Raw genomic sequence first — 24,455 nt, 5'->3', positions numbered from 1 at the left:
CATTAAGAAGCAAGAGGACACATCTCCTTTTAGGATGTGTCCCCTTGCTTCTTACTTTTAAAATCGTTCACTTTTCACGTCTCTATTTCCCGTTTAGCTCTAATAAAGGCAATAAATAACTTTATTTCTTCATCTGTAAGGGATTGTCCATCTACCTTCAGTTTTTCACTTGTAAACTCTGCTAATTCAAATTTATCATTTAAGGTTGTTTTCTCTTCTGTGGTAGGATGATCAACCCTGCCTACTAAATAATCGACCGAGGTCCCAAAAAGATTGGCCAGCTTTTTCATTGCTTCCAATGACGGTTCCCGGTACCCTGATTCGTACCCCGCATAGGTGCTTTTGGCAATGCCCAGTTGATCGGCAATATATTGTAAAGACCACTTCTTGCTTTTTCTTAACTCTGACAGCCTTTTTAACATATCCCCGTAACCTCCCCACCCCTCTCTATTATAACATCAATCATTAACTAATGAAGACGACCAAGAACGTTCGCGTATTGAATAATAAAGGAGACTTGGTTCAGGTGGGGTGGTTTTGACCCCACCTGAACCTTAGTCGCACTTATTTCGAGTTAACCGCCGCTAAGGCTCCCGCCTGTAGAGGCGGGAGCCTTAGCGGCGGTTAACGAGATAAATCTTGTGTTAAATTGTCGAAATGACTATAATAAACATGTAAGTACGCAATATGCGTATTACGGTTGGATTCATGATTTATAATTTTCTGAATATTATAATTATAACCGGTGCAGTGTATACGCCTAAACCAAGAGGTGGGTAGTATGAAAAAAATACTTTTACTTGCTACTGGAGGAACAATAGCTTCAATACCGGCGGAAGAGGGACTAATTCCTCGAATGACGGCTGAAGAGCTGATAAGTTTCTTGCCGAAAGAGCACCTGCGGAATCAGATTGACAGTAAAGTTTTAATGACTATTGATAGTATCAATATGCAGCCTGAATTTTGGGTGAAAATAGCGCAAGCTGTTTATGAACATTACGACAATTATGATGGGTTTATTATTACTCATGGGACCGATACTATGGCCTATACCTCGGCGGCACTTAGCTATATGCTGCAAAATATAGCTAAACCAGTTGTGCTAACAGGCTCCCAGGTTCCAATTATTCGTAAAAGAACTGATGGCATAAGAAATTTTCTTGATGCTATTTGCTTTGCTTCTGAAGACATCGGCGGGGTCTTCGTTGTTTTTGACGGCAAGGTAATAATTGGAACAAGGGCTATGAAATTAAGGACTAAAAGCTATGATGCTTTTGAAAGCATCAATTTTCCCTATATTGCTTATATCAATGGGCTTGATGTCAAGTATAACAAGCCTGTTCGTCCGGTTAAGCATGGGGGGCTAAAACTAGATATTTCACTTTGTCCCGATGTTTTTTTGTTGAAACTTCATCCCGGTACAAAACCGGAGCTCTTTGACTGTTTTAAGCATCTTTACAAAGGTGTGATTTTTGAAAGTTTCGGAACCGGCGGAGTACCTTTCCAGGAGAGGAATCTTCTTCCTAAAATACATGAGTTGATAGATTCAGGGGTTTCCGTCGTAACCACTACGCAATGTCTTCAAGAAGGAGAAGATCTGGGTCTGTATGAAGCGGGATGGAAAGTGGCTCAAAAGATGATTATTTCTTCCAGGGATATGAACACGGAAGCGATTGTGCCCAAGTTAATGTGGGCATTAGGTCAGACGGATAATCCCAAAGAGGTTAAAAAAATCATGGAAACACCGGTCGCCTATGATATTGCAAATCCAAAAGAAAAAATGAAATAGCGTCCACCATCCTCCATCTTCATTCTTGATGGAGATGGTTATTGCCTCTGTGTTGCCTGGAGTTTACGAAATAATTTTAACTTGCCAAATAATTTAATAATCTATTTCGCTATGTTTATGAAAGGAAGAAACTGCAGGGGGTGGTTTATTGGTGCAGCCCATTTGATGAAAAAAGAAATAGCGTTTAAACAAAAAAGATTGACGCAAGGGGGAATTATTTTGGATGCATTTGTTAACTGGTTGAATGGGGTTATTTGGAGTCCGGCGCTGGTTTATCTTTGCCTGGGAACAGGATTGTTTTATACCGTTGCTACCCGCTTACTCCAGGTCAGACACTTAAAGGAAATGGTAAAGTTAATGTTTCAAGGCAGAAGCTCCGCAGCCGGGGTATCTTCTTTCCAGGCATTAACCATAGCTTTATCCGGCAGGGTGGGGACAGGTAACATTGCCGGTGTGGCTACTGCGATTGCGTTTGGAGGACCGGGAGCTGTCTTCTGGATGTGGCTTATCGCATTCTTGGGAGCCGGCTCTGCATTTGTTGAAGCGGCTCTTGGGCAAGTGTATAAAGTCAAACTGGACGGTCAGTTTCGTGGCGGTCCGGCCTATTACATTGAAAAAGGTTTAAAATTAAAGTGGTATGCCGTATTATTTTCGATTGTTACCGTGCTGGCAACAGGTGTGTTTTTACCGGGCGTGCAGGCGAACAGTATTGCTGCCGGAATCGATAATGCATTTGGGGTAAACCCTGTTGTTACCGGGATTGTACTGGTTGTTTTTCTTGGAGCTATTATTTTCGGTGGGGTAAAGAGAATTGCCGGCGTTGCCCAGATTGTTGTGCCGTTTATGGCCCTGGGTTATATTTTAGTTGCCTTATATATTGTACTTTCCAATATCTCTCAATTGCCCGGTGTGCTTTCCCTGATCTTTTCCAGCGCATTTGGTACCAATGCCGCCTTTGGCGGGATTCTTGGTTCGGCAATCTCTTGGGGCGTTAAGCGGGGCATTTATTCAAACGAAGCTGGGCAAGGCACCGCGCCTCATGCCGCTTCGGCCGCAGAAGTATCGCACCCCGCTAAACAAGGTCTGGTTCAGGCCTTTTCCGTCTATATCGATACCTTATTTGTTTGTTCCGCAACTGCATTTATGATCTTGATCACAGGTATGTATAATGTAACACCGGAGGGAGCAGCACCTATTGTCACCAACCTGGCTAATGTCGATCCCGGTCCGGTTTATACGCAGCAAGCGGTTGAATCGGTGATACCGGGCTTCGGCGCCCCCTTTGTGGCCATTGCTCTCCTATTTTTCGCTTTTACCACAATTATGGCCTACTACTATATGGCTGAAACAAATCTTGCCTATATCAACCAAAAAACAAGACGGGTTTGGTCGGAGTATGCCTTAAAAATTGCGATATTGGGCGTTGTCTACTACGGCACAGTGAAAACAGCGGGATTTGCCTGGACCTTGGGCGACATTGGGGTAGGAAGCATGGCCTGGTTGAACATTATCGCCATTTTGCTGCTCACCAAACCAGCCTTAAAAGTATTAAAAGATTATGAGACTCAGAAAAAAGAAGGAAAAGATCCCGTATTCGACCCGGTGAAGCTGGGCATTGCCGATGCTGATTTCTGGGAGAAAGAATATCAATACCATGAAACTGCCGGACCGGGCCAATCAAAAACTATAACGGGCTAACAAGGAATAAGAGTTATTGGATTATTTCATTTCAAGATCCATGATTAATTTAAGGATCTTCTTTTTTTGTACATTATTGGTTAATAAAGAAGACTTGGTTCAGGTGGGGTTTTGACCCCACCTGAACCTTAGTCGCACTTATTTCGAGTTTATCGCCGCTTAACTTCCGCATATAGAGGCGGGAGTCTTAGCGGCGGTTAACGAGATTAACAATAAAAAAAGTTCACGAATTATGCCATCTATCACCTGTAGACTGTTTCGAACTAATTGGTTAAAATAAATAAGACAGGCTTTGCATTAGTCCTAATTTTTTTGTGCCAAATCCCACAAAAAATAATAATACGGGAAGGAATAATGCGAATTGTAACGAATAGCATACGTATACGGCAAATAGGAAAGGGGAAACATCTCTCCTTGGGGTTATAACCATAGGTCCGGAAACATGCCCCCAACAGGAGAGCGCGATGGTTCTTGGCCCGGGACGTCTCAAAGGCGAGTAACGGCGCTGAGTTTTTCGTGTCCATGTGGTTGGTGCCCTACAGTAGGTATTCACTTAATTAAAATGTAATCTAATTAACTCATAGGTTGGTTACATGATCACTCATGGTATAGCTGTGGGTGCGGAATTACAACGGGGTTAATTGACAATTGACTAACTCCGGTTGTATCAATATGAGTTTTTAAGAACTATTAAATTTCGGAAGGGGGTGGAGTTAGGTAAACTACCCGTTAACGGAAATCTTTGGTCTATAACTTGTACTTAACCAAAGGAGGTATTGCAGTTGGCTTTTGAACCTAAAGACGAACAAAAGGAAATAAAATACGCCGAGATGCGTATTTACTCCGACGCAGAACTAAACAATTATACAGAAGAAGAACTGAAAAACTTTAAAATTAAACATGATATTCCCGATTTGGAAGAACTAGAAAAAGGCCCGTGGCCCAGCTTTGTTTCTGACGCCAAACAAGGTGCCCTGCATAGGCGGAAACTTGCCGATGACAGGATGTTAATTGACCGTGACGGTATTGAAGATATGCTTGGCCAGCTCCAGGTATCTTTTGACGAAGGTGAAACCCACTGGAAACACGGCGGTATCGTAGGTGTGTTTGGTTATGGCGGCGGCGTTATCGGACGTTATTCCGACCTGCCGGAAAAATATCCTTCTATTGCTCACTTCCATACCATTCGTGTTAACCAGCCAGCCAGTAAATTTTATGATTCAAATTTCCTGAGGTCCGTATGCGATATGTGGGAATACAGGGGCAGCGGCATGATGAACCTGCACGGCTCCACCGGTGACCTGGTTCTGCTGGGAACAACCACCGAACAATTAGAGCCGGTCTTCTTCGAGCTGACTCACGAGATGGGTGTGGATATCGGCGGTTCCGGCTCCAACCTGCGTACACCCTCCTGCTGTATCGGCAAGGCTCGTTGCGAATTCGCCTGCTTTGATACTCAGGCTCTGAGCTATGAATTGACCCAATACTATCAGGATGAACTGCACCGCCCGGCTTTCCCCTACAAGTTCAAGTTTAAATTCGATGGTTGCCCTAACGGCTGCGTTGCTTCCATCGCCCGTTCCGATATGTCCTTCATCGGCACCTGGAAAGACGATATCCGTATCGACCAGGATGCGGTAAAAGGTTACATTGCCGGAGACTTTATCCCCAACGCCGGCGCTCATGCCGGAAGAGACTGGGGTAAATTTGACATTCAAAAAGAAGTTATCGATCTGTGCCCTTCCAAATGCATGAAGTATGAAGACGATGTACTGACAATCGATAACGCCGAGTGTGTTCGCTGCATGCACTGCATCAACACCATGCCCAGGGCTTTAAAGCCGGGTACAGACACCGGCGTAAGCATTCTGTTGGGAGCAAAAGCACCCATTCTGGATGGCGCCCAAATGGCTACTTTGATGATACCTTTTATGAAAACCGAAGCCCCGTACGACAACATTAAAGAATTCATTGAAAAAGTATGGGAATTCTGGATGGAAGAAGGCAGAAACCGCGAGCGTCTGGGCGAACTGATGCAGCGCGTTGGCATGCCTAAGTTCTTGGAAGCAGTCGAACTGCCGGCTGCACCGTATATGGTCAAGGCCCCGCGTGAAAACCCGTACGTATTATGGAAGGAAGAAGACGTACCCGGCGGTTGGCAGCGTGATATTAAAGAATATCGGACCAGACATAAGAGATAAGGGATAGGAGGTTTGTGTAATGGCTTTATCTTTAGAAAGACTCGGTAAATACGATCCCAAGGACCCGCAAAAAAACAGGCTCACAGACCTGGGCCCCAGACATTTCTGGCAGTATTTCCCTCCTGTCATCCAAAATAACTATGGCAAATGGGCTTATCATGATGTCTTGGAGCCGGGTGTATTAGCACACGTTTCTGAAACAGGAGAAAAAGTATTTACAGTAAGGTGCGGCGCTGCCCGTTTCATGACCGTGCAGCACGTTCGTGAAATTTGTGATATCGCCGACAAGTACTGTGACGGCTTTGTTCGATTCACCACCCGGAACAACATTGAGTTTCTGGTTGACAGTGAAGCCAAACTGGATGCCCTGAAAAAAGACCTGCAAGGCCGTACTTTCGCCGGCGGCAGCTATAAGTTCCCCATCGGCGGGACAGGCGCTGGTTTAACCAATATCGTGCACACCCAGGGTTATATCCACTGCCATACTCCGGCAACCGACGCCTCTTCAATGGTTAAGGCCGTTTCGGACGCGCTGTTTGAAGAATTCCAGGGCATGAACCTGCCCGCCAAGGTTAGAATTTCCATGGCTTGCTGCCTGAACATGTGCGGTGCCGTGCACTGCTCGGACATCGCCCTGCTGGGCTACCACCGCAAGCCCCCCATTATTGACCACGAGGTTATTGACAAGGTCTGTGAAATTCCGCTGGCTATCGCTGCCTGCCCGCTGGGCGCCATTTCTCCGGACAAGACACCGGAAGGCGGAAAGACGGTTAAGATCAAGCAGGAACGCTGCATGTTCTGCGGTAACTGCTACACCATGTGCCAGGCGCTGCCTCTTTCCGATAAAGAGGGTGACGGCGTAACCATCCTGGCCGGTGGTAAGATTTCCAACCGGATCAGTATGCCCAAGTTCTCCAAAGTTGTTGTGCCCTGGCTGCCGAACAACTTCCCGAGGTTCCCGGAAGTGGTCGAAAACGTTAAGAAGATCTTCAACGCTTACGCGCAGGATGCCAATAAATACGAACGTCTGGGCGACTGGGCCGAGCGTATCGGCTGGGAAAAATTCTTCGAAAAAACCGGCCTGGAATTCACTGAGCACCTTATTGACGACTACCGCCTGGCCTACGACACCTGGCGCACCAGCACTCAGTTTAAATATACCGATGCAGCGTGGAATGTATCAAAATTAGTTGGCGGGATAGAATAATCTTATCTGAGAATTAAAATATGGGGACAGACCTGCCAGTAATTACCGCAGGGCTGTCCCTGTATTTAAAAGGAGATGCTAATATGGACGAAATGAAAAAGATTATCGTTGAATTTGCCGAGTCCAGCAAAAAAACCAAGTTTTACTTTAAAGATATAGAAAAAGCCGTCCAAAAAGTTATGCCCGACGCCAAAATGAGAGAAATTAAAAAAGCCTGCACAGCTTTAATCAACGACGGAACAATGATCTACTTCTCCACCGGCAGCAGCACGATGTACGGATTAAAGGGAAGAGGCATGACCGAAGATCCGGAATAAACCGTGTGACTATGGAGAGGTTGCTGCCCTAAGGACGGCAGCCTCTCTTTGTTTAGGAGTCAGTAGTCAGGAGAAAAGATAAGAGATTGGGTTGTTGTCTTTTAATATTCTGAATTCTGACTCCTGACTCCTGAATACTACAATACGAAAGGCAGATGCTATGAAAACCCCGCAGGAATCCACTAAATTTATCAAGGAACAAATAGACATGCTCAATGAGAACCCCGAGTGCGCCAATGCCCAATACAACCTGGGAGTGGCTTTGATGCAGCAGGGTAAATTTAATGAGGCCATCGGGCTTTTTGAAGAGGCGATCAACAACAGCGGCAGAATGTTTGAAGCCTGCGTAAACTTGGGCTATATTTACTTTAAGCTGGGGGATATGGAAAAAGTAATCGAGGCCAATCAAAAAGCGGTGGAAATAGAACCAAGATATGCCCGAGGCTACGCCAACCTGGGGTTTGCTTATCTGCAGCTGGCCAAAACAGACGAGGCGATTACAGCGCTGGAAAAATCCATCGAATTAAACCCCGAAATTGCCCAGGCCTGGAGCAATCTGTTAAACGCCTACTTGCAAAAGGGCGACCTGGACAAAGCCATAGCAACCGGACATAAGCTGGTTGAATTAGCGCCCGATTTCGCGTTGGCGTATAATAATCTTGCTTATGCCTATTATCTAAAAGAAGATTTGTCAAAGGCTCTGACACATCTCGACAAGGCTGTTGAATTGGGTTTTAAACCTCATCCCGAATTTATCAAAGAACTGGAGCAATATCGTAAAAATGGATAAACTAAAAGATATTTTCGAGAAATACGAACAGCTGGCGGCTCAGGCGGAACAATCTTTTAATGAAATGCAGCAGAGCTACGGTGACTGCGTGAAATGTGCAGTTCAGTGCTCCGACTGCTGTAATGCGGTTTTCGGGCTGTTTCCCATTGAATCTGCCTACCTGAACTACCGGTTCCATGAGCTCGATGAACCTGCTCAAAAGGAAATAACCGCAAGGTTGGCGGACTTTGAAAAATCACTGACGGCAATGCAGGAAAAAATCCGTGATTGCGGTGACGATACGGAAAAAATAAATGAAATCATGGCTACGCAGCGGATTAAATGTCCATTGCTGAATGATCACCACAAGTGTTCTATTTATGCCCACCGGCCTGTTACCTGCCGGGTATACGGCATCCCGACAATTATTAACGGCAAGATTCACGCTTGCTGGAAGGCCGGCTTTGAAAAAGGTAAATCCTACCCGGCTTTTGATTTGGATAAAATTTACAAAGAGCTGTTTGAGCTGTCCAAAGAGCTTCTGGAAAGGGCGGGAGAGTCGGATTTGGATAAGGCCGGGCTATTGGTTAGCATGGCCAGGTCCATTGCAACTCCCCGGAAGGAAATTTTAAAATAGATAAAGGCACTCTTATTTTCCCGTTTTGCTTTCAGGAGAAAAAAGAGTGCCTTGGTTATTGTGTAGGAGTCAGGAGTCAGAATTCAGGAGTCAGAATAAGATGAGCCGATTAGTTTTTTCTTATGCTAAATTCTGTGTAGTAGTTACTTTTCTGAATATTGTTCAAGTGCTACTGTTGCCAGCTCACCGATAGTTCTTACATGGGTATTTCCATCCTGGTAAATGAGTACTGGATTATCATCTTCAGTCATACGCTTTAGTGCCTCTCTTGCTTCTTTTGTTCCAGGCACTGATTTTGATGTCAGCAATTTACCCGTCAGCCAGGCGGCGTAACCTCTTGTTTCAGGTTCGGCTGCCTGAAGGAAACCGGTAAAATAACCCAGGGATTTTTGAATCAGGTCCGGTTTTGCTTCTGCAATTCTAGCCATGGACCACAGTACCCTTGGCCGCAGTTCCGGGTCATTCATAAACTGGTACAGGGTGGGGACATACCCGGCAAATAATTCAGGTGAATTACCAATTATCTCACCGATAGCATCAATAGCCCCCCAGTTGGAGGAGCCATAATCGGCACCCGAAACAGAAGTAAAAATTTTTTGCAGCAGGTCGGATACAGCTCCCGGGTCTTTTTCGACAACCACTCTTGATGCCTTGCCTAGAGCGCTGGCTGCCTTGAGCCTGGTTAATTCGTCCACCGAGTAAAGCAAACGCTGCAAATCCCGCAGAATTCGTTTATCCCGGTTCGCTATCTCAATAATGGTTTCCAGCTGGTAATCTGCCACCCACTTTTCAACATCCTTCTTGGTAAAACTTTTTTTAGTATAACCCCTGGCGACAGGCTCCGGCTTGGCCTCCACCTGCCTGGCTTTGTCCACTCTTCTTTGTACCGCTTCACCTGTTGCTTCCCTGATATCGTTATGAAGTCTGATAAAATAAAGCGCCCCGGAAATGCGTCTGCCTTCGAACGAGCCTACGGGAATAATGTAGTTGCTTTCAAGATCATAATTTTCTACCAGGGCTTCCAGGTAATCCTCTTCGGGCAGCAGGTTCCAGGCCAGATCCCAGTCCATGTTGCAAGCGAAAACAAGTGCTTCGGAGAAGGCCGCCCCCAGGTTATGGCCCGTGGCGTCATAGGCATATACCGCGCCGCAGGAGCAGGAGCCTATCGGCATTTCAACCGGTCTGTGCACCTCCTGCTCCTGCGGCCTGTCAATGGGGAGTCCGCAGAAAGGACAACGGGGCTTAACCCTGCTATCCCTGCCAACAAATTGCTGTCCTGTGCTGGAATTAAAAATTTGCATTGGTTTTACGCGCCCTTCAAATTAGGATAGCTCTTCTTTATTCCGGTTTATTCCGGGCCCGGAATTTCAAATGAGGTGCAGCTGTTGCCGGAACCGCAGGATTTGGTGGTTACCTTGGGCTTGCCGCCGCCCCCCTGCCCCATAGCGTAATTGGTTTTGCTGAGTACGCGTTCAGAAGATTCCGAGCCGCACTCGGGACACTTAATATCAACCTCTTCACGGGACCCAATAATAAAGAGTTTTTCGTAAATCTTACCGCATTTAAGACAACGGAATTCAAAAATAGGCATGTCCTTCACTTCCTCATGTATTTATATAGACATTGGGAACATTCATACGTTGGAGACATTTCTCTAAGGGAGTGTATTCCCTTTCATACGCAGGGGACATACCTCCGACCCCAAAGCATTACCCTAAAGAGGAGGTGTGTCCCCTTTCCTTATTATATCAGTACGCCAACAGGTGCGTCAAACCGTACTGAAGTAATTTAAAGGTGTGTCCCCGTTTCACTTTGGCATATTGTGATCGTTGACAGGTTAATAAATGACATGCTAATCTACAAATAACGGCCCCATTTCCGGACTACCGGAACGGTGGTCTTTTTGTCTAGAATATTAAAAATTGCTTTAAAAACAACGACTTTTAGCGTAATTCTGAAAAAAAACAGTGTTTGTTATGCTTTTCCTGAAGGAATAATTTCGCAGATAACGAATATGGTATAGGGGATTTATACGGTTTAACCGTATTTTATCAGCCGTGCAATCCTGTCCGGGGAGGAGATATCTTGTGCGACGGGTTGCCTGCTGGAAGAAGTAAAGCCAATTGTATTAAGGAGGTGAACATAATGTACGTGGTGACCATTAACCAGGACACCTGTGAAGGTTGCGGCGAATGCGCCGACAACTGTCCGGCTTCCATTTTAGAAATGGTGGACGGCAAGGCTCAGGTGACCGGCGAACTGGATGACTGCCTGGGTTGCGAAACTTGCATGTCCGTATGCCCCAGCGGCGCAGTGAAAGTTGAAGAGTCTTAATAGTTAACTAACTTGTTGGCTCAGGGCTTATGCTCCGAGGGAGGTGTGCGAGTGAAATTATTAATTGGACAAATACTTCCGTACATTACCGTTACGCTGTTTACCCTGGGAATACTTTACCGTTTAGGCCGCTGGGCCGGGGCGCGCATAATCCATAATATCACCCTGTCGCCCTGGTTGCAGAACAATGGTCAAGTTGCCGTTAGAATAGGTTCGGAAGCTTTCTTATTCCGTAACCTGTTCCGGTTTGACAAGGCCTTGTGGGTCGGAGCCATCTTGATGCACTTGGCCCTGCTGAATATTCTTGGCGGGCACATTGTTGGTTTCGGTTTTTTAGGTGAACAGTTTGCACTGATCCCGGGCCTGGGTATTAGCCCGGAATTGAGTAGAGAAATGTCGGACCTGCTTGGTACCGTCTTTGGCATTTTACTTTTTGTTGCTTTACTTTACTTGCTTTACAGGCGTTACGCTATTCAGGCGGTCAGACTGGTAACCAAACCCAGCGACAACTTGTGGCTGATTTACCTGCTGGTCTTGGTGGGCGTGGGTAATATCATGCGCTTGTTTCATGAATTCCATGTTGAATACGAAGTGGTGCGCGATTATATCGTGGCGCTGGCGCTGTTCCAGCCCGTGGTAAACATGGAGATCATGGAAAGTACGTTTTTCCTGATCCACTTCCTGCTGGTGCAGATTTTGTTGATTGTGTTCCCGTTCAGCAAGCTGATGCACCTGTTCGGCATGTTTGCCGAACGGTATATTGTCAACCGGGTCTACAAAGATCCCGCCCCCGGTTTACCCAACATCGACGTGGCGGCGGCCCGTACGGCCGGTCTTGGAGTGCCTTCGGATGCCGCAGAAGAGGGGGTGTAAGTTATGCCAGAATATAATGGTATGGTGCAGCCTGTCCGGGCATCGGTGGAAGAAATGCGGAAAATCCACATTGAGCCCGTGGCGGATGAACTTAAACCGGAAAAAGCGATTGAATTTTTGGATCAGATCCGGAAAAAATTCCGTTCCTTTGTGATGGCGATGGAGTCCTGTACCAAGTGCGGGCAGTGTGCAGAAAACTGCCACACCTATCTTGGCACCAGGGACCCCAACAACATACCAACCAACAGGGCTGAACTGATCCGTAAAATCTACAAGCGGTATTTTACCCTTGAGGGACGCTGGTTCGGCAAACTAGTGGGAGCCGAGGATATCAGCCTTGATATTATCGAACAGTGGTATTCATACTTTTACCAGTGCAGCCAGTGCCGCCGGTGCGCACACGTCTGTCCGTTCGGTATCGATACCTGTGAGGTAACCTTTATCGGCCGCCAGCTATTGCACTGGCTGGGTATTACACCCAAGCTGCATGCCAGTGTGGGCGCCGCCATGGAGAGGGTTGGCAACCACACCAATCTGCCCAAACCCGGTATTGTGGACACCCTGGAATTCATGTCCGAGGAAATTATGGACGAATTCGGCGTGGAAGTGGAGTTCCCCGTTGACAAGCCCGATTCCGACATTATGTATATTCCCTCCTCGGCCGACTTCCTGCTGAACCCGTATACCCTGATGGGCGCGGGAATGTACTTTACCTATATCGGAGCGAACTGGACCATTCCCAGTACCGTTACCGAGGCCGGCAACTTCGGACTGCTGTTTGACCAGTACTGGACTCAGCGCGGCAACGTAATGCGCTTGCTCAATGCGGCCCAGGACCTGGGCATCAAAAAGATTGTATGGGGCGAGTGCGGTCACGGCTGGCGGGCGGCCAAGATGTATATACCGTCTCTGGCTGACAGGCCGATTCGCTGGCCCATTACCCATATTCATGATGAAGTTGCGGACATGATTCGTAAGAACGAACTGAAACTCGATCCCTCTAAAAACTCCAAGCCGGTTACACTGCATGATCCCTGTAACTACGTTCGGGCCTGCGGCTTGAACGAAAATATGCGCGTTTTGATGCGTGCGTCGGTATCAGATTTCAGGGAAATGTACCCCAACGGCATGGATAACTTCTGCTGCGGCGGCGGCTCGGCAATTCTGTTCGACGATCCGGAAATGTACCAGCGCCGTATTCAGCTCAGCCAGAAGAAGGCGGATCAGGTACGCGCCACCGGAGTGGGCAAAAACGGTGACGGCATCCTTTGCGCTCCGTGCTCCATCTGCAAGGCCCAGCTGTACCCGATGGTGGAAGAGCATGAGCTGGGTGTGGAAGTTAAAGGCTTGATCGACCTGGTCGGCAAGGCGCTGGTTTGGAAGTAATGGTTTTTTGTTAGCCGGTGGATGGAGGTGGAGTTAAGCATGCCCGGTATAATTATCAATGGCGTAGAAATAGAATTTGATGAAGACGGCTTCATGATCGTTCCCGACCTTTGGAACGAGGATGTTGCCAGGGCGCTTGCAGCCTCCGAAGGCATTATCGAACTAACTGACGACCACTGGAAGATAATTAACTACCTGCGGGATTATTTCAAGCAGTATCACATTGCGCCTATGGTTCGTAAATTGTGCAAGGAAACGGGCTGTAGTTTGAAATATATCTATGATCTTTTCCCTTCCGGGCCGGCCAAGGGAGCTTGTAAACTTGCCGGTTTGCCCAAGCCTACCGGTTGTGTGTAACGCTGCCGGTAACTGATTCCTTACTGGATGAGGGATGAGTTGCAAGTAGTTGAATAAATCTGTTAAAATTCAGGCACAGGGAATGCCCGGCGCTTGCAATGCGCCGGGACCACCGTGCCTGTTATTTTTATGGCATACAAGTAACGAAAAGAAAGGCGGTGAATGAAGATGCATATATGCAATATACCCCGGCTGGTGGTGGCGGCCCCGCACGGGCGGTCGGGCAAGACAACCGCTACGATAGGGCTGCTGTCAGCTTTGAAAGCAGCCGGCTACTGCGTACAACCATATAAAAAAGGTCCTGACTTTATTGACCCCAGCTGGATGACCAGGATTACCGGACGCCCCTGCCGGAACCTGGACAGTTTTCTGATGGATCGCCAAGCCATCCGCGCCTCCTTCGCCCGCAGCGCCCTGGATGCCGATATAGCTGTAGTGGAGGGAGCTATGGGCCTTTACGACGGCGTAGATCTTGAAGGCAGTGGCAGCACGGCGGAAATCGCCAAGGCTATCGGAGCGCCGGTGCTGCTGGTGGTTGACACCACCAGAATGACCCGCAGCGTGGCGGCCATGGTTTCCGGCTACATGCATTTTGACCCTGAAATTAACGTTGCAGGAGTCATTTTAAACAAAGTAGCCCGCCGCCCGCGCCATGAGCAAATGCTTCGCGCGGCCATAGAACGATACTGTGGGATACCCGTGCTGGGGGTTATCCCCAAGGGTAAACAGTTTAACATTCCCGATCGTCACCTGGGCCTGATTCCAGCCGCAGAGAGTGATGATCTGGCAGCTGCTGTGGAAGACGCCGGGGGAACAGCGGGGGAATACCTGGATCTGCATTCCATCATCAATATTGCCCGAAAAGCCGAATCATTTGAGGTAAACCAACCACTGCTTAGCGCCCCCGTATTGAACAGACAGGGATTGGCTGCATTAAAGCCGGAACGTCCCAGTGCCAGGGTGGCGGTTTTTTTAGACCGGGCGTTTACCTTTTATTATCCGGAAAACCTTGAAGCTTTGGCTGCCGCGGGGGCGGAGCTTGTGCCGGTAAACGCTATCCGGGACGAATGCATGCCCGAGGTTGACGCGGCTTACATCGGAGGTGGTTTCCCCGAAATGTTTGCTTCAGATTTGGCTGCCAACGTAAGTTTAAAAAAGGATTTGCGGGAGATGGTCGAAAACGGTCTGCCTGTCTATGCAGAGTGCGGCGGGCTGATGTACCTGGGCAGGAAATTGAAATGGAACGGTAAAGAGCACGAAATGACAGGAATACTACCCTTTGACGTCAGCGTGACGGACAAGCCTCAGGGACACGGGTATATTTCCCTGGATGTGGAAAACAGCAATCTATATTTTAATGAAGGGGAGCATTTAAGGGGACACGAATTTCACCATTCAAAGGTGGAAAACCTGGAACGGGACAAGGTGCAATTTGCCTTTAAGGTTACCAGAGGTTTTGGCTTGGACGGAAAACACGATGGTCTGATATATAAAAATGTACTTGCCTGTTATACCCACCTGCATTCGATTGCCACTCCGGGGTGGGCGGAAAAACTGGTGGCAGCCGGAGCGGAGCGCAACTCCGGATGGGTTTAGCAATTGCCGGTGCGGAGATTACCGGCGATTTTTTTTGCGGTACTCGTAAAAGGCCCCGTACATAAAGGCTGCCGCTCCACCAACCGCTAGAAATGCCAAAAATGCCAAGGTTTTGATATTCACCCAATTCACTCCTATTTAATGGCCTACCCTGTTGTTGCCAGTGCCGGCCTGCTTAAAATCAATCATTTCCGCCACAAGGCGCAGTGTGGATACAGTATTAGTTACAAGCACCTCGTAAAGCAGTAACGGAAGCACATCCTGAATTGTCGCTTCCACCTCGCCGGAAGAAACTTTTTCTTTGACGATATCACCGGCCCGGTTTAAAGCCGAATTAACAAGCTGCATGATTTCATCCTGTCTCTCTCTGACAAAGCCATCCACGTCAATATTGTTGATCAAAGGAATACAAGCCTCCCTTAAAGAAGTAGTCAGAATTCAGGAGTCAGAAGTCAGGAGAAAAAATCTAAAATACTACGAGGCGATAAACCGTCTCCTATTCTGACTTTTGAATCAGTCAGGTTGCCAGAATTCAGTAATAGGTATTCAGTAGTAAGCTCACCAATACCCCAAGTTTAATAGGCTTTTTGCCGTTCTCTTATTCTGACTCCTGACTACTGTCTCCTGAATATATTCTTGCTCCACGTTGTAAATCCTTGCCTCTATACAAAATGTTTTCCTTGGCACATAGGTTTTGTTTTTTTATGAGAAACTATTAAAAAAAATTCTGGGGGTGCCGATGCTTGTATAAACGGAAAATCATCACCAGGATGTTGCCTTTGCTATTAATGGCGCTACTGGTTCTAACAACATTCATGGTCACGCTTAACGATGGTAAGGCTTACGCCCAAAAGAAAACGCTCTTTTGGGGCAGCAGCGGCAATGACGTCTACGCGCTGCAGCAAAAACTAAGGCAATGGGGCTACTATAAGGGCTTGGCAGATGGAACCTACGGCTCTTCAACCTACAAGGCCGTTACTGATTTCCAAAGGAAAAACGGCCTACGGGCCGACGGGGTGGTTGGCCCCTCAACATGGTCGGCATTGGGTTATAGTGATACCGCCGACAAACTTGCCACTAAGTCTGACAGCACAGTTGCCGACAGGGGGTTTGTTGAAGAATCGCGGGATATAGCGCTTTTAGCCAGGGTAATTGAAGGCGAAGCGTCAGATGAAGCTTATTTCGGTAAAGTTGCAGTAGGAGCGGTAATCCTAAACAGGGTGAGAAGCTCCGCCTTTCCTGATACCATTGCCGGAGTAATCTTTCAGCCCAGGGCTTTTGAGTCGGTTGCCAACGGCCAGGTAAACCGTCCATTAACTAAGGATTCTCTTAGGGCGGCCAGAGAGGCTATGGCGGGGTCGGACCCCTCCGGAGGGGCTACGTTTTTCTGGAATCCTTCAAAGGATGTGAGTCCATGGATCTGGAGCCGGCGGGTTATTACCACAATTGGCCGGCATGTCTTTGCCAGATAAATGGATGATAACTTTTTATGGTACTTTTACGGTATAGTTTAAGGGGGCGGCTTCGGGATGATTAAAAAGTGGACGGCAATACTTGGTATTGCAGCTATTGCAGCGTTTGGTCTGGGATACTGGGGCTTCCAGCAAAACCAATCCAGAAAAATACTGCAAACTGCGCTGGCTAACAATTACCAAAGGGCTTTTTACAATGCGGCCTACCATGTCCAAAATACAGAAGTTCTGCTGGGCAAAAGCCTTGTTTCGGCCGGGGTGGGCAATAACCAGCAATTGTTTGACCAAATCTGGGCGGAAAGCAATCAGGCTATGGATAATCTGACCCAGCTACCCGTTGGTGATGAACTTCTGGGGCGTACGGTAAAATTTATTACCCAGCTTGGTGATTACTCCCACATGCTTTCTCAGCAAGTGGCCGGGGGTAAGTCCGTCACCGCCGACCAAATAGGAACGCTGAATAACCTGTATAACCAGGCATCCAGCCTAAACAAAGAACTAGGGACAATTCACGCCGGCATCATGGACGGCAAATATACCTTTAGTGAACTGGCTATTAACGGTTCCCGCAGCCTGGCCCGGGAAGGAGCCAAGCTTGCCGGCCCTAACTTTCAAACCATTGACCAACAAATGTATGGATATCCGACTCTAATTTATGACGGGCCTTTTTCAGACCATATGGAACTGGCCGGCGCCAGGGGAGTTACAGGGCAAGAGGTCAAGCAGGAGCGGGCCAGGTCAATAGCTCTTAATCATTATGACAATAAAGGCGGCGCAAATCTTGTTGCCCAGGTCACAGGGACCGTGGAGAGTAATATACCCGCGTATCGAGTGGAAATAGCACGGCGCAATAATGGTAAGGTTGTCGGCGAACCGGTGGTCGCGGATGTCTCCAAAAAGGGAGGCCATCTGATCTGGATGCTAAACCCGCGAAACATTAATAATTCCACCTGGACTATCGACAAGGCCAGATCAAGGGCTCTGGCTTATCTGCAAAGCCACGGCTATAACAACCTTAAACCTAGCTATTACCAGATTAATGATAATACGGCAACCTTTAATTTTGCACTAAACCAGGAGGGAGTTATTATCTATCCCGACCTGATAAAAGTAACCGTGGCCCTTGATAACGGCCAAATTGTGGGCATGGATGCAAGAGGGTATCTCATGTCGCACCATAAACGGCAGCTGCCCCGGTCCAAGTTAACCGAAGCCCAGGCGCGAAAACTTGTCAGTGACAGTCTAAAAGTGCAGGGCAGCGGGCGTCTGGCGCTGATCCCACTGGATGTAGACAAGGAAAAGCTTACCTGGGAGTTTAAAGGCACACTCGGGGAAGATACCTACCTGGTATATATCAATGCCGTTGACGGCCAAGAAGAAAAGGTGTTACGGCTTCTCGATACAAATAACGGCATACTGACAATGTAGGGGTGGATAACCGGGGTCAGACCGTCCAATCTTACAAAGTCCATTGGGGACATACTTCCGGGGAGGTGTGTCCCCTTGCCTGTAAGGGAACTGATTGAGCGTGCTTTTTTTATTAGCAAAGGGGTGTTAAATGACGTATAATTAAAAAAAGTCAAAAAACAATTAAGGGAAATAGTCATGCTCAGTTTATCTTTTGCTTATTACGCAGGATTGGTTGTAACATTAATTATAGTCAGCATAGTCGGGGTACTATCTTTTGCCAAAGTTAAAACATCGGAAGATTTCAACCTTGGCGGCAGGAGGCTTATATTGCCCGGAATTACCGGGGCTATCGTAGGCTCGTTTGCCGGTGGAACGGTTACCATCGGAACTGCGCAAATGGCGTACCAGTACGGAATTGGCGCCATCTGGTTTACTTTCGGGGCAGGTATTTCCTGTTTGGTTTTATCGCTGTTTCTGGCGCGCCCGCTTCGAGAGAAAGAGGTATCCACCGTAACTGAATATTTAGTTGGTGAATTTGGCACACCGGTGCGTGCCTGGGTTGCCCTGTTTAGCGTTGTTGGAATGTTGATTCAGGTAGCGGTTCAGGTTATGGCGGCTGTGCCTGTTTTAAGAGGTATAATTCCGGTAGCCCCTTCAATGGCAGCTTTGTTGACGGTGCTATTAATCACTCTTTACATAATCGGCGGGGGAGTATGGAGTACCAGTATGGTTGGCCTGGTCAAGCTGATGCTGCTTTCTGCTTCTTTATTTACGGGAGGGTTTGTCAGTTTTCTTGCGCTGGGCGGTCTTCCCGGGGTTTCCCAGTTGGTATCGGCTTCTCCGGAATATTTTTCACTTTTTCCACGGGGGGCGGCAGTGGATCTGGGAGGCTTTTTTTCAGTAATTGTCGGCTTTATCTCCACCCAGGCATTCTTGCAGCCGCTGTTTTCAAGCCGGGATGTCCGGTCCGCCAGGCTTGGCGCGCTGGGTGCTTCCGCAATCATTCCATTATACGGGCTGGCCGGAGTCGCCATAGGGCTGATGATGAAGAAGGTTCATCCAGGCATTAACTCCTCTGACGCGCTGCCTTATTTTTTCAGTACGCACCTGAATCCATGGTTGGGCGGCATGGCCAATGCCACCCTGCTGATCTCCCTGGTTCTTACGGGTGGCGCGCTAACATTGGGGATAAGTACTGTTTTAACCAGAGATATTTATTTAACCTGTAAAAAGGATGCACCCGACCGGACCCTGCTCTGGCTCAACAGGATCTGTGTGGCGGGAGTCGGCGTGGTTGTGCTGGCTTTAGTGTTTTTATCAAAAGATTCTCTAATTCTGGACTGGTCTTATATGTCCAACGCCCTTAGGGGGGCGTCCGTTTTTTTGCCATTACTGGGTGCCGTGTTGTTAACGGGCAGGATCAACCGGGTCTGGGTGAGCAGGGCGGTTTGCCTGGCACCGCTGGCAACATTGCTCTGGGCGTTTTTAATGCCGTCACGAGTGCACCCGCTGTTTGCCGGCCTGCCGGTGGCGCTGTTTTGTATGATTATGGGAAAAAGCAGCCGGGCTCGAAATAGCGGAACAAATTTAAAAGTCTAAACGTCTATATTGCAACTCCATAAAGGGGTATTGAAGCCGGCCGGCTGAATCCTTTAAAGCTTATATGTCAAAGGAGGATGATTAATGAAAAGAATAAAGAGTTTGCTGGTTGTATTTTTGACCGCACTGACCCTTCTTTCCTTTAGTGCTGCCGCTTACGCAGAGGATAATGGCGTATCAGATAACGTAATTACCGTTAATGGAAGCGGCACGGTAAAAGTTGCCCCCAATACCGCTGAAGTGGGTTTCGCCGTTATCACCGAGGCGGCTGAGGCCGGTGCGGCGCAAACCAAGAACTCCGACCTGGTCAATAAAGTTATAGGTGCTTTAAAAACCGGCGGAATCAGTCAAAATGACATAATCACCTCGGGTTATAACCTTGGCCCCAAATATGTTTACGAGAATAACAAAGCGCCGCGCATAAGCGGTTATGAGGTTCGCAATGAAATAGCAGTGACGGTCAGGGATATCAATTCCGTAGGGAAAGTTATAGACCTGGCAGTTGATAACGGTATCAATCAGGTCCAGAACATTCAGTTTTATTACGAGGGCGGAATGGAATATAAAGATCAGGCGCTTCGCCAGGCCATTGAAGACGCCAGGTCCAAGGCTGAAGTCATTGCCACTGCGCTGGGTAAAAAGATTGTGGGTATAAAATCAGCTACCGGCAACTGGGACAATAATGCCCCCCCGCCGGTTATTTACGAAAAAAGAATGGCCAGCTACGATGAAGCCGCCGCGTCTACCCCGGTAACCCCCGGTTTGGCCGAAATCAATGCCAGCGCTGATATAACGTATTTGTTCCAGTAAAATAGACCGCTATGCCCCTAACGCGGCACCAGCGGCAGGATACCGTTTGCAAGGTGATCCGGTGGATTCCCGGAGTAAGCGGAGCACTGGATGCGGTCAGTAGCCCGTCAAATCCCCAAAGATTGGCTCCGAAAGGGCGTAAAGTAACGTTAGGCTGTTTGTTGCAAGCGTTATGCTACAGGTAACTACATTAAATACAAGGGAAATTGCGCAGCGCACGGAGGGAACCACCGGAGCGCCAGATACAAGTAACTTAAAAAGTTTTTCAGATAGAAAAGGGGATAATAGTGTAATAAATACCACTGTCAATTTGCCGGTTAATTGTTGACACCCCTTGTGCCCCATGCTACAATAACCGTATTCGTTTATAAGCAAACATAAGCAAAAGCCAAGATGGGGAAGAAGGGTCCTGTTAAATCAGCCAGCGAGCCGGGGATGGTGTAAGCCCGGCAGATTTGATGCTCCCGTGCCGCCCCGGAGCTGCCGGTTGAAATCCTGAACTGGAAAGTATGCCGTGCCGGTTTGTCGCCGTTAAAGAATCCGAGAGGCCCGTGCCGTATTTGGCCGGTCAAGTAGGGTGGTACCGCGAGAAAATATCTACCTCGTCCCTTTTTAAGGACGGGGTTTTTTATTTGTAAAACTGGATTTCCCCGGTGGCGCCCAAGTGCTGACATTTGATTAATTCTAAAACAAATATTGCTAAGTTGTGTTCTGAAAGGGGTGATTATATGGACAATATAGCGAAGGAAATACTGGAGCTGCTTGAGAATAACGCCAAGCTAACAGCTGAAGAAATAGCAGTTATGCTTAATGTTGATACCTCAGAAGTTAAAAGTATCATCAGGGAACTGGAAGGCAGAAAAGCTATACTAAGGTATATTACGCTTGTCAACTGGGAGAAAGTCGGGGAAGAAAAGGTCAGCGCCCTGATCGAGGTTCGCATCACCCCTCAGCGGGATGTTGGCTTCGATGCAGTGGCGGAACGCATTTACCGGTTCCCTGAGGTTCGCAGCATGCGTCTGATGAGCGGCACTTATGACCTGGCTGTTTTTCTGGAAGGGCGCAGCATGAGGGAAGTTTCCAATTTCGTTTCGACCAAGTTGGCCACCATAGAAGGAGTGGTCAGCACAACCACTCATTTTGTGCTTAAAGCCTATAAACAGGATGGGGTAATCCTGGAAGATGGTGAAGAAGACAGGAGGCTGGTGATATCACCATGACGATGAGTAAATGGGCGCAAAGAGTTAATCCGGTGGTGCAAAACATTCCGCCCTCGGGTATCAGAAAATTCTTCGACCTGGTATCTGAAATGAAAGGAGTAATCTCACTGGGTGTAGGTGAGCCTGATTTCGTCACGCCCTGGCATATTCGGGAGGCATGTATTTATTCCCTGGAAAAAGGCTATACCATGTATACCTCCAACTGGGGCCTGCTGGAACTGCGGGAGGCTGTTGCCGCGGAACTGCACAACACCTACAACGTGCAATACAACCCCCGTAATGAAATTCTAATTACCGTGGGTGTAAGCGAGGCGCTGGATCTGGCTATGCGCACCCTTTTGCAGCCCGGGGACGAAGTATTGATTCCCGAGCCTTCATATGTATCTTACGCGCCCTGTACCACGCTGGCCGGTGGCAGGCCGGTGTTTTTGCCTACCAGCCTGGAAAACGGTTTCCAAATTTCCGCCGACCAGGTCCGGCAAGCCATAACCTCCAATACCAGGGCGCTGCTGCTTTGTTATCCCAATAATCCCACCGGCGCTGTAATGGAACGGGAGGAACTGGCCAGGATTGCTGAAGTTGCGATGGAGCACGATCTGGTGGTTATTTCCGATGAGATTTACGACCGGCTTACTTATGTCGGTCAGCATACCTGCATGTCTTCATTTCCGGGTATGAGGGAGCGCACCATACTGCTGAACGGTTTCAGCAAAGCCTACGCTATGACGGGCTGGCGGGTTGGCTATGCCGCCGGCAACCCCGATTTTATTGGTGCCATGACCAAAATTCACCAGTATTCCATGCTGTGCACACCGATCACCGGGCAAATGGCAGCACTGGAGGCCCTTAAAAACGGTAAAGCCGGCATGCGCCGCATGGTCGAACATTATAACCGCAGGCGGCACCTGGTGGTTCAGGCCTTTAAGGATATGGGCGTGCCGTGTTTTGAACCCGGCGGGGCTTTTTATGCCTTTCCCCAGATATCGGTTACCGGCTTAAATTCAGAGCAATTTGCCGAAGAATTGCTTAAAGAGGAACAAGTGGCCCTTGTCCCGGGCAACGCGTTTGGAAATTCCGGTGAGGGGTTTGCAAGGGTTTCTTATGCCGCTTCCATTGACGATTTGAGTGAAGCATTCCGCCGGATGGCCAGGTTTGTTCGCCGCTGCGGGGTGCGTCCGCGGGTAATATCCGCCCCGGCTCAAATATCAGCCATACAACAAGAAGGAATTTGTCAAACTTTATAAAATATAAAAGGAGTCAGGAGTTAGTAGTCAGGAGTCAGTAGAAAAGATAAGAGATTGGGTTGTTGTCTTTTAATATTCTGACTTCTGGCTCCTGAATTCTGAATACCTAAGGTTTACAAGAGCAAGGAAGTGGAAAACTTATGATTTGGGATCCTCAACATGAATGCATGGACAGGGAGGAACTGCGCTCCCTGCAATTAAAGAGATTAAAAGAGACGGTGACCCGGGTTTACGAGCGGGTCCCGTTTTACCGTCAGGCCATGGACAAGGCCGGAGTCCTGCCGGGGGACGTTCAGTCGCTGGCTGATGTAACCAGGCTGCCCTTTACCGATAAAACCGCCCTGCGTGACAACTACCCCTACGGGCTGTTTGCCTTGCCCAAAAAGCAGATAGTCAGGCTGCACGCCTCCTCCGGCACTACCGGCAAGCCAACCGTGGTGGGTTACTCCCGCCAGGACCTGGAGAACTGGTCCGACCTGGTGGCCCGGGTGGTGACTATGGCCGGGGTTACCGATGAGGATGTGGTGCAGATTACCTTTGGCTACGGCCTTTTTACCGGCGCTTTCGGCCTGCACTACGGGCTGGAAAAAGTAGGCGTAACGCTGGTGCCTGCTTCTGTGGGCAATACTTCCCGGCAGATTATGCTGATGCAGGATTTCGGGGCTACCGCCCTGGTCGGCACCCCTTCGTATGCCCTGCACCTGGCCGATACTGCCCGCGGGCTGGGACTAAACCCGGCATCCCTGGGCATTCGCACCGGCCTGTTCGGTGCCGAGGCCTGGACCGAAAGCATGCGGGCTGAGTTGGAGCGCACCTGGAACATGAAGGCAACTGACAACTACGGGCTCAGTGAAGTTATGGGGCCCGGCGTGGCCGGTGAATGCCTGCATTTGGCCGGACAGCACATTAACGAGGATCATTTCCTGGTGGAAGTTATCGACCCTGTTACGGGTGAGCAGCTGCCGCCAGGGCAGGAGGGCGAGCTGGTTATAACCACGTTGACCAAGGAGGCTCTCCCCATACTGCGCTACCGTACCAGAGATATAACTGTAATCACCGAGAAAAGATGCGACTGCGGCCGGACCCTGGCCCGGATGCGTAAAATACGCGGCCGGACCGATGATATGCTGATCATATCCGGGGTTAACGTATTCCCGTCCCAGATTGAAACTGTACTAATGAATATAGACGGCCTGTCACCGCACTATCAAATCTTAGTAAACAAAAAAGGCTACCTTGATTTCATGGAGGTTCAGGTGGAACTTACCGATGAGATGTTTACCGGTCACTTCCGGGACCTGGAAGCCCTGGAAGGTAAAATCCGGCAGAAAATATTCAATGTTTTATCGATCAACTGTAAAGTGAGATTGTTGGAACCGCGTTCACTTACCCGCAGCGAGGGCAAGATCAAACGGGTTATCGACAACCGCCCAAAAGAATGAAATCAGGAGTCAGTAGTCAGGAGACAGGAGTCAGGAGAAGATAACGGCATTGCCACGCCGCATTGCACATTGCAACGAAAGGCAAGCCATATTT

The 24,455-nt window shown here is 48.4% G+C and carries 25 protein-coding genes; 20 read left to right on the top strand and 5 right to left on the bottom strand.

Translation table 11 applies throughout. The features are described from left to right. Positions 1-74: 74 nt before the first annotated feature. Entirely contained in the window at positions 75-422 is a 348-nt protein-coding gene (locus tag BM056_RS14705) for a helix-turn-helix domain-containing protein (RefSeq protein WP_092472189.1), read from the bottom strand. A 359-nt stretch (positions 423-781) separates the two neighbouring features. Here BM056_RS14705 and BM056_RS14700 point away from each other — a divergent pair, with 359 nt between their 5' ends. From BM056_RS14700 to BM056_RS14670, 7 genes are all read left to right on the top strand, one after another. Further along, complete coding sequence (locus tag BM056_RS14700) at positions 782-1,789, top strand: asparaginase (protein ID WP_092472188.1); 1,008 nt, start codon at positions 782-784, stop codon at positions 1,787-1,789. A 219-nt stretch (positions 1,790-2,008) separates the two neighbouring features. Continuing rightward, complete coding sequence (locus BM056_RS14695) at positions 2,009-3,487, top strand: alanine/glycine:cation symporter family protein (RefSeq protein ID WP_092472308.1); 1,479 nt, start codon at positions 2,009-2,011, stop codon at positions 3,485-3,487. A 782-nt stretch (positions 3,488-4,269) separates the two neighbouring features. Continuing rightward, a complete protein-coding gene (gene dsrA, locus BM056_RS14690; RefSeq protein WP_092472187.1) occupies positions 4,270-5,688 on the top strand; it encodes a dissimilatory-type sulfite reductase subunit alpha in 1,419 nt (472 codons plus the stop codon). A gap of 19 nt (positions 5,689-5,707) precedes the next feature. Then, positions 5,708-6,895 carry a dissimilatory-type sulfite reductase subunit beta gene (gene dsrB / locus BM056_RS14685; protein WP_092472186.1) on the top strand — a complete coding sequence of 396 codons (1,188 nt, stop codon included), beginning with the start codon at positions 5,708-5,710 and terminating at the stop codon, positions 6,893-6,895. 20 nt (positions 6,896-6,915) lie between these two features. Further along, on the top strand, positions 6,916-7,212 hold the full coding sequence (locus tag BM056_RS14680; RefSeq protein ID WP_238456473.1) for a dissimilatory sulfite reductase D family protein: 297 nt from the start codon (positions 6,916-6,918) through the stop codon (positions 7,210-7,212). Positions 7,213-7,372: 160 nt separating this feature from the next. Next, positions 7,373-8,002, top strand: a complete 630-nt coding sequence (locus tag BM056_RS14675) for a tetratricopeptide repeat protein (RefSeq protein WP_092472185.1) — start codon at positions 7,373-7,375, stop codon at positions 8,000-8,002. Continuing rightward, entirely contained in the window at positions 7,995-8,618 is a 624-nt protein-coding gene (locus tag BM056_RS14670; RefSeq protein WP_092472184.1) for a YkgJ family cysteine cluster protein, read from the top strand. The genes BM056_RS14675 and BM056_RS14670 overlap by 8 nt, the downstream gene beginning before the upstream one ends. Before the next feature lie 143 nt (positions 8,619-8,761). Here the strand turns inward: BM056_RS14670 and BM056_RS14665 are convergent, their stop codons facing one another. Together BM056_RS14665 and BM056_RS14660 are read right to left on the bottom strand one after the other, a co-directional pair. After that, positions 8,762-9,919 carry a DVU0298 family protein gene (locus tag BM056_RS14665; protein ID WP_092472183.1) on the bottom strand — a complete coding sequence of 386 codons (1,158 nt, stop codon included), beginning with the start codon at positions 9,917-9,919 and terminating at the stop codon, positions 8,762-8,764. Between the two features lie 47 nt (positions 9,920-9,966). Further along, the gene (locus tag BM056_RS14660; protein ID WP_092472182.1) at positions 9,967-10,209 is read right to left on the bottom strand and encodes an FmdB family zinc ribbon protein; all 243 of its coding nucleotides are present in this window, start codon (positions 10,207-10,209) and stop codon (positions 9,967-9,969) included. 554 nt (positions 10,210-10,763) lie between these two features. Between BM056_RS14660 and BM056_RS14655 the strand changes: the two genes are divergently transcribed. The 5 genes from BM056_RS14655 to BM056_RS14635 all read left to right on the top strand — a co-directional run bounded on the left by BM056_RS14655 (position 10,764) and on the right by BM056_RS14635 (position 15,164). Further along, positions 10,764-10,952, top strand: coding sequence for a ferredoxin family protein (locus tag BM056_RS14655; RefSeq protein WP_092472181.1), 189 nt, complete (start codon positions 10,764-10,766; stop codon positions 10,950-10,952). 51 nt (positions 10,953-11,003) lie between these two features. Beyond that, positions 11,004-11,825 (top strand): respiratory nitrate reductase subunit gamma, encoded by an 822-nt coding sequence (locus BM056_RS14650; RefSeq protein WP_092472180.1) that lies wholly within the window; start codon positions 11,004-11,006, stop codon positions 11,823-11,825. A gap of 3 nt (positions 11,826-11,828) precedes the next feature. Next, positions 11,829-13,211: a (Fe-S)-binding protein gene (locus tag BM056_RS14645; RefSeq protein WP_092472179.1), complete on the top strand. Its 1,383-nt coding sequence runs from the start codon at positions 11,829-11,831 to the stop codon at positions 13,209-13,211. 39 nt (positions 13,212-13,250) lie between these two features. Then, the gene (locus BM056_RS14640; RefSeq protein ID WP_092472178.1) at positions 13,251-13,568 is read left to right on the top strand and encodes a TusE/DsrC/DsvC family sulfur relay protein; all 318 of its coding nucleotides are present in this window, start codon (positions 13,251-13,253) and stop codon (positions 13,566-13,568) included. Between the two features lie 168 nt (positions 13,569-13,736). Next, complete coding sequence (locus BM056_RS14635; protein WP_092472177.1) at positions 13,737-15,164, top strand: cobyrinic acid a,c-diamide synthase CobB; 1,428 nt, start codon at positions 13,737-13,739, stop codon at positions 15,162-15,164. Positions 15,165-15,302: 138 nt separating this feature from the next. On the opposite strand, the gene BM056_RS14630 is transcribed toward BM056_RS14635, so the two are convergent. Next, the gene (locus BM056_RS14630) at positions 15,303-15,566 is read right to left on the bottom strand and encodes a hypothetical protein (RefSeq protein ID WP_238456472.1); all 264 of its coding nucleotides are present in this window, start codon (positions 15,564-15,566) and stop codon (positions 15,303-15,305) included. Positions 15,567-15,952: 386 nt separating this feature from the next. Here BM056_RS14630 and sleB point away from each other — a divergent pair, with 386 nt between their 5' ends. The 5 genes from sleB to BM056_RS26275 all read left to right on the top strand — a co-directional run bounded on the left by sleB (position 15,953) and on the right by BM056_RS26275 (position 20,640). Then, positions 15,953-16,636, top strand: coding sequence for a spore cortex-lytic enzyme (gene sleB, locus BM056_RS14625; protein ID WP_435050968.1), 684 nt, complete (start codon positions 15,953-15,955; stop codon positions 16,634-16,636). A gap of 57 nt (positions 16,637-16,693) precedes the next feature. Beyond that, on the top strand, positions 16,694-18,064 hold the full coding sequence (ypeB, locus tag BM056_RS14620) for a germination protein YpeB (RefSeq protein ID WP_092472176.1): 1,371 nt from the start codon (positions 16,694-16,696) through the stop codon (positions 18,062-18,064). Between the two features lie 177 nt (positions 18,065-18,241). After that, positions 18,242-19,645: a sodium:solute symporter family protein gene (locus BM056_RS14615; protein WP_092472175.1), complete on the top strand. Its 1,404-nt coding sequence runs from the start codon at positions 18,242-18,244 to the stop codon at positions 19,643-19,645. 84 nt (positions 19,646-19,729) lie between these two features. Then, positions 19,730-20,455, top strand: coding sequence for an SIMPL domain-containing protein (locus BM056_RS14610; RefSeq protein ID WP_092472174.1), 726 nt, complete (start codon positions 19,730-19,732; stop codon positions 20,453-20,455). An 11-nt stretch (positions 20,456-20,466) separates the two neighbouring features. Continuing rightward, on the top strand, positions 20,467-20,640 hold the full coding sequence (locus BM056_RS26275) for a hypothetical protein (RefSeq protein WP_165613541.1): 174 nt from the start codon (positions 20,467-20,469) through the stop codon (positions 20,638-20,640). A 180-nt stretch (positions 20,641-20,820) separates the two neighbouring features. Here BM056_RS26275 and BM056_RS14605 read toward each other — a convergent pair whose 3' ends face one another. Continuing rightward, positions 20,821-21,027 (bottom strand): hypothetical protein, encoded by a 207-nt coding sequence (locus BM056_RS14605; RefSeq protein ID WP_092472173.1) that lies wholly within the window; start codon positions 21,025-21,027, stop codon positions 20,821-20,823. Between the two features lie 156 nt (positions 21,028-21,183). On the opposite strand from BM056_RS14605, the gene BM056_RS14600 reads away from it, so the two are divergent. The 3 genes from BM056_RS14600 (at position 21,184) to BM056_RS14590 (ending at position 24,361) form a co-directional block, all read left to right on the top strand. Continuing rightward, positions 21,184-21,675 (top strand): Lrp/AsnC family transcriptional regulator, encoded by a 492-nt coding sequence (locus BM056_RS14600; protein ID WP_092472172.1) that lies wholly within the window; start codon positions 21,184-21,186, stop codon positions 21,673-21,675. Beyond that, a complete protein-coding gene (locus tag BM056_RS14595; protein ID WP_092472171.1) occupies positions 21,672-22,919 on the top strand; it encodes an aminotransferase class I/II-fold pyridoxal phosphate-dependent enzyme in 1,248 nt (415 codons plus the stop codon). Before BM056_RS14600 ends, BM056_RS14595 begins: the two co-directional genes overlap by 4 nt. A 140-nt stretch (positions 22,920-23,059) precedes the next feature. After that, positions 23,060-24,361 (top strand): phenylacetate--CoA ligase family protein, encoded by a 1,302-nt coding sequence (locus BM056_RS14590; protein ID WP_092472170.1) that lies wholly within the window; start codon positions 23,060-23,062, stop codon positions 24,359-24,361. Positions 24,362-24,455 lie beyond the last annotated feature (94 nt).

Source organism: Desulfotruncus arcticus DSM 17038, assembly GCF_900113335.1.
In the GTDB taxonomy this organism is placed as follows: domain Bacteria; phylum Bacillota; class Desulfotomaculia; order Desulfotomaculales; family Desulfallaceae; genus Desulfotruncus; species Desulfotruncus arcticus.
This window is presented reverse-complemented; position numbering and strand designations above follow the sequence as displayed.

Coding starts and splice junctions, on each gene's coding strand:
- BM056_RS14705 (WP_092472189.1), bottom strand. CDS start 422: ATGTTAAAAAGGCTGTCAGAGTTAAGAAAAAGCAAGAAGTGGTCTTTA.
- BM056_RS14700 (WP_092472188.1), top strand. CDS start 782: ATGAAAAAAATACTTTTACTTGCTACTGGAGGAACAATAGCTTCAATA.
- dsrB (WP_092472186.1), top strand. CDS start 5,708: ATGGCTTTATCTTTAGAAAGACTCGGTAAATACGATCCCAAGGACCCG.
- BM056_RS14680 (WP_238456473.1), top strand. CDS start 6,916: ATGGGGACAGACCTGCCAGTAATTACCGCAGGGCTGTCCCTGTATTTA.
- BM056_RS14675 (WP_092472185.1), top strand. CDS start 7,373: ATGAAAACCCCGCAGGAATCCACTAAATTTATCAAGGAACAAATAGAC.
- BM056_RS14670 (WP_092472184.1), top strand. CDS start 7,995: ATGGATAAACTAAAAGATATTTTCGAGAAATACGAACAGCTGGCGGCT.
- BM056_RS14665 (WP_092472183.1), bottom strand. CDS start 9,919: ATGCAAATTTTTAATTCCAGCACAGGACAGCAATTTGTTGGCAGGGAT.
- BM056_RS14660 (WP_092472182.1), bottom strand. CDS start 10,209: ATGCCTATTTTTGAATTCCGTTGTCTTAAATGCGGTAAGATTTACGAA.
- BM056_RS14655 (WP_092472181.1), top strand. CDS start 10,764: ATGTACGTGGTGACCATTAACCAGGACACCTGTGAAGGTTGCGGCGAA.
- BM056_RS14645 (WP_092472179.1), top strand. CDS start 11,829: ATGCCAGAATATAATGGTATGGTGCAGCCTGTCCGGGCATCGGTGGAA.
- BM056_RS14640 (WP_092472178.1), top strand. CDS start 13,251: ATGCCCGGTATAATTATCAATGGCGTAGAAATAGAATTTGATGAAGAC.
- BM056_RS14635 (WP_092472177.1), top strand. CDS start 13,737: ATGCATATATGCAATATACCCCGGCTGGTGGTGGCGGCCCCGCACGGG.
- sleB (WP_435050968.1), top strand. CDS start 15,953: ATGGCGCTACTGGTTCTAACAACATTCATGGTCACGCTTAACGATGGT.
- ypeB (WP_092472176.1), top strand. CDS start 16,694: ATGATTAAAAAGTGGACGGCAATACTTGGTATTGCAGCTATTGCAGCG.
- BM056_RS14615 (WP_092472175.1), top strand. CDS start 18,242: ATGCTCAGTTTATCTTTTGCTTATTACGCAGGATTGGTTGTAACATTA.
- BM056_RS14610 (WP_092472174.1), top strand. CDS start 19,730: ATGAAAAGAATAAAGAGTTTGCTGGTTGTATTTTTGACCGCACTGACC.
- BM056_RS26275 (WP_165613541.1), top strand. CDS start 20,467: ATGCCCCTAACGCGGCACCAGCGGCAGGATACCGTTTGCAAGGTGATC.
- BM056_RS14600 (WP_092472172.1), top strand. CDS start 21,184: ATGGACAATATAGCGAAGGAAATACTGGAGCTGCTTGAGAATAACGCC.
- BM056_RS14595 (WP_092472171.1), top strand. CDS start 21,672: ATGACGATGAGTAAATGGGCGCAAAGAGTTAATCCGGTGGTGCAAAAC.
- BM056_RS14590 (WP_092472170.1), top strand. CDS start 23,060: ATGATTTGGGATCCTCAACATGAATGCATGGACAGGGAGGAACTGCGC.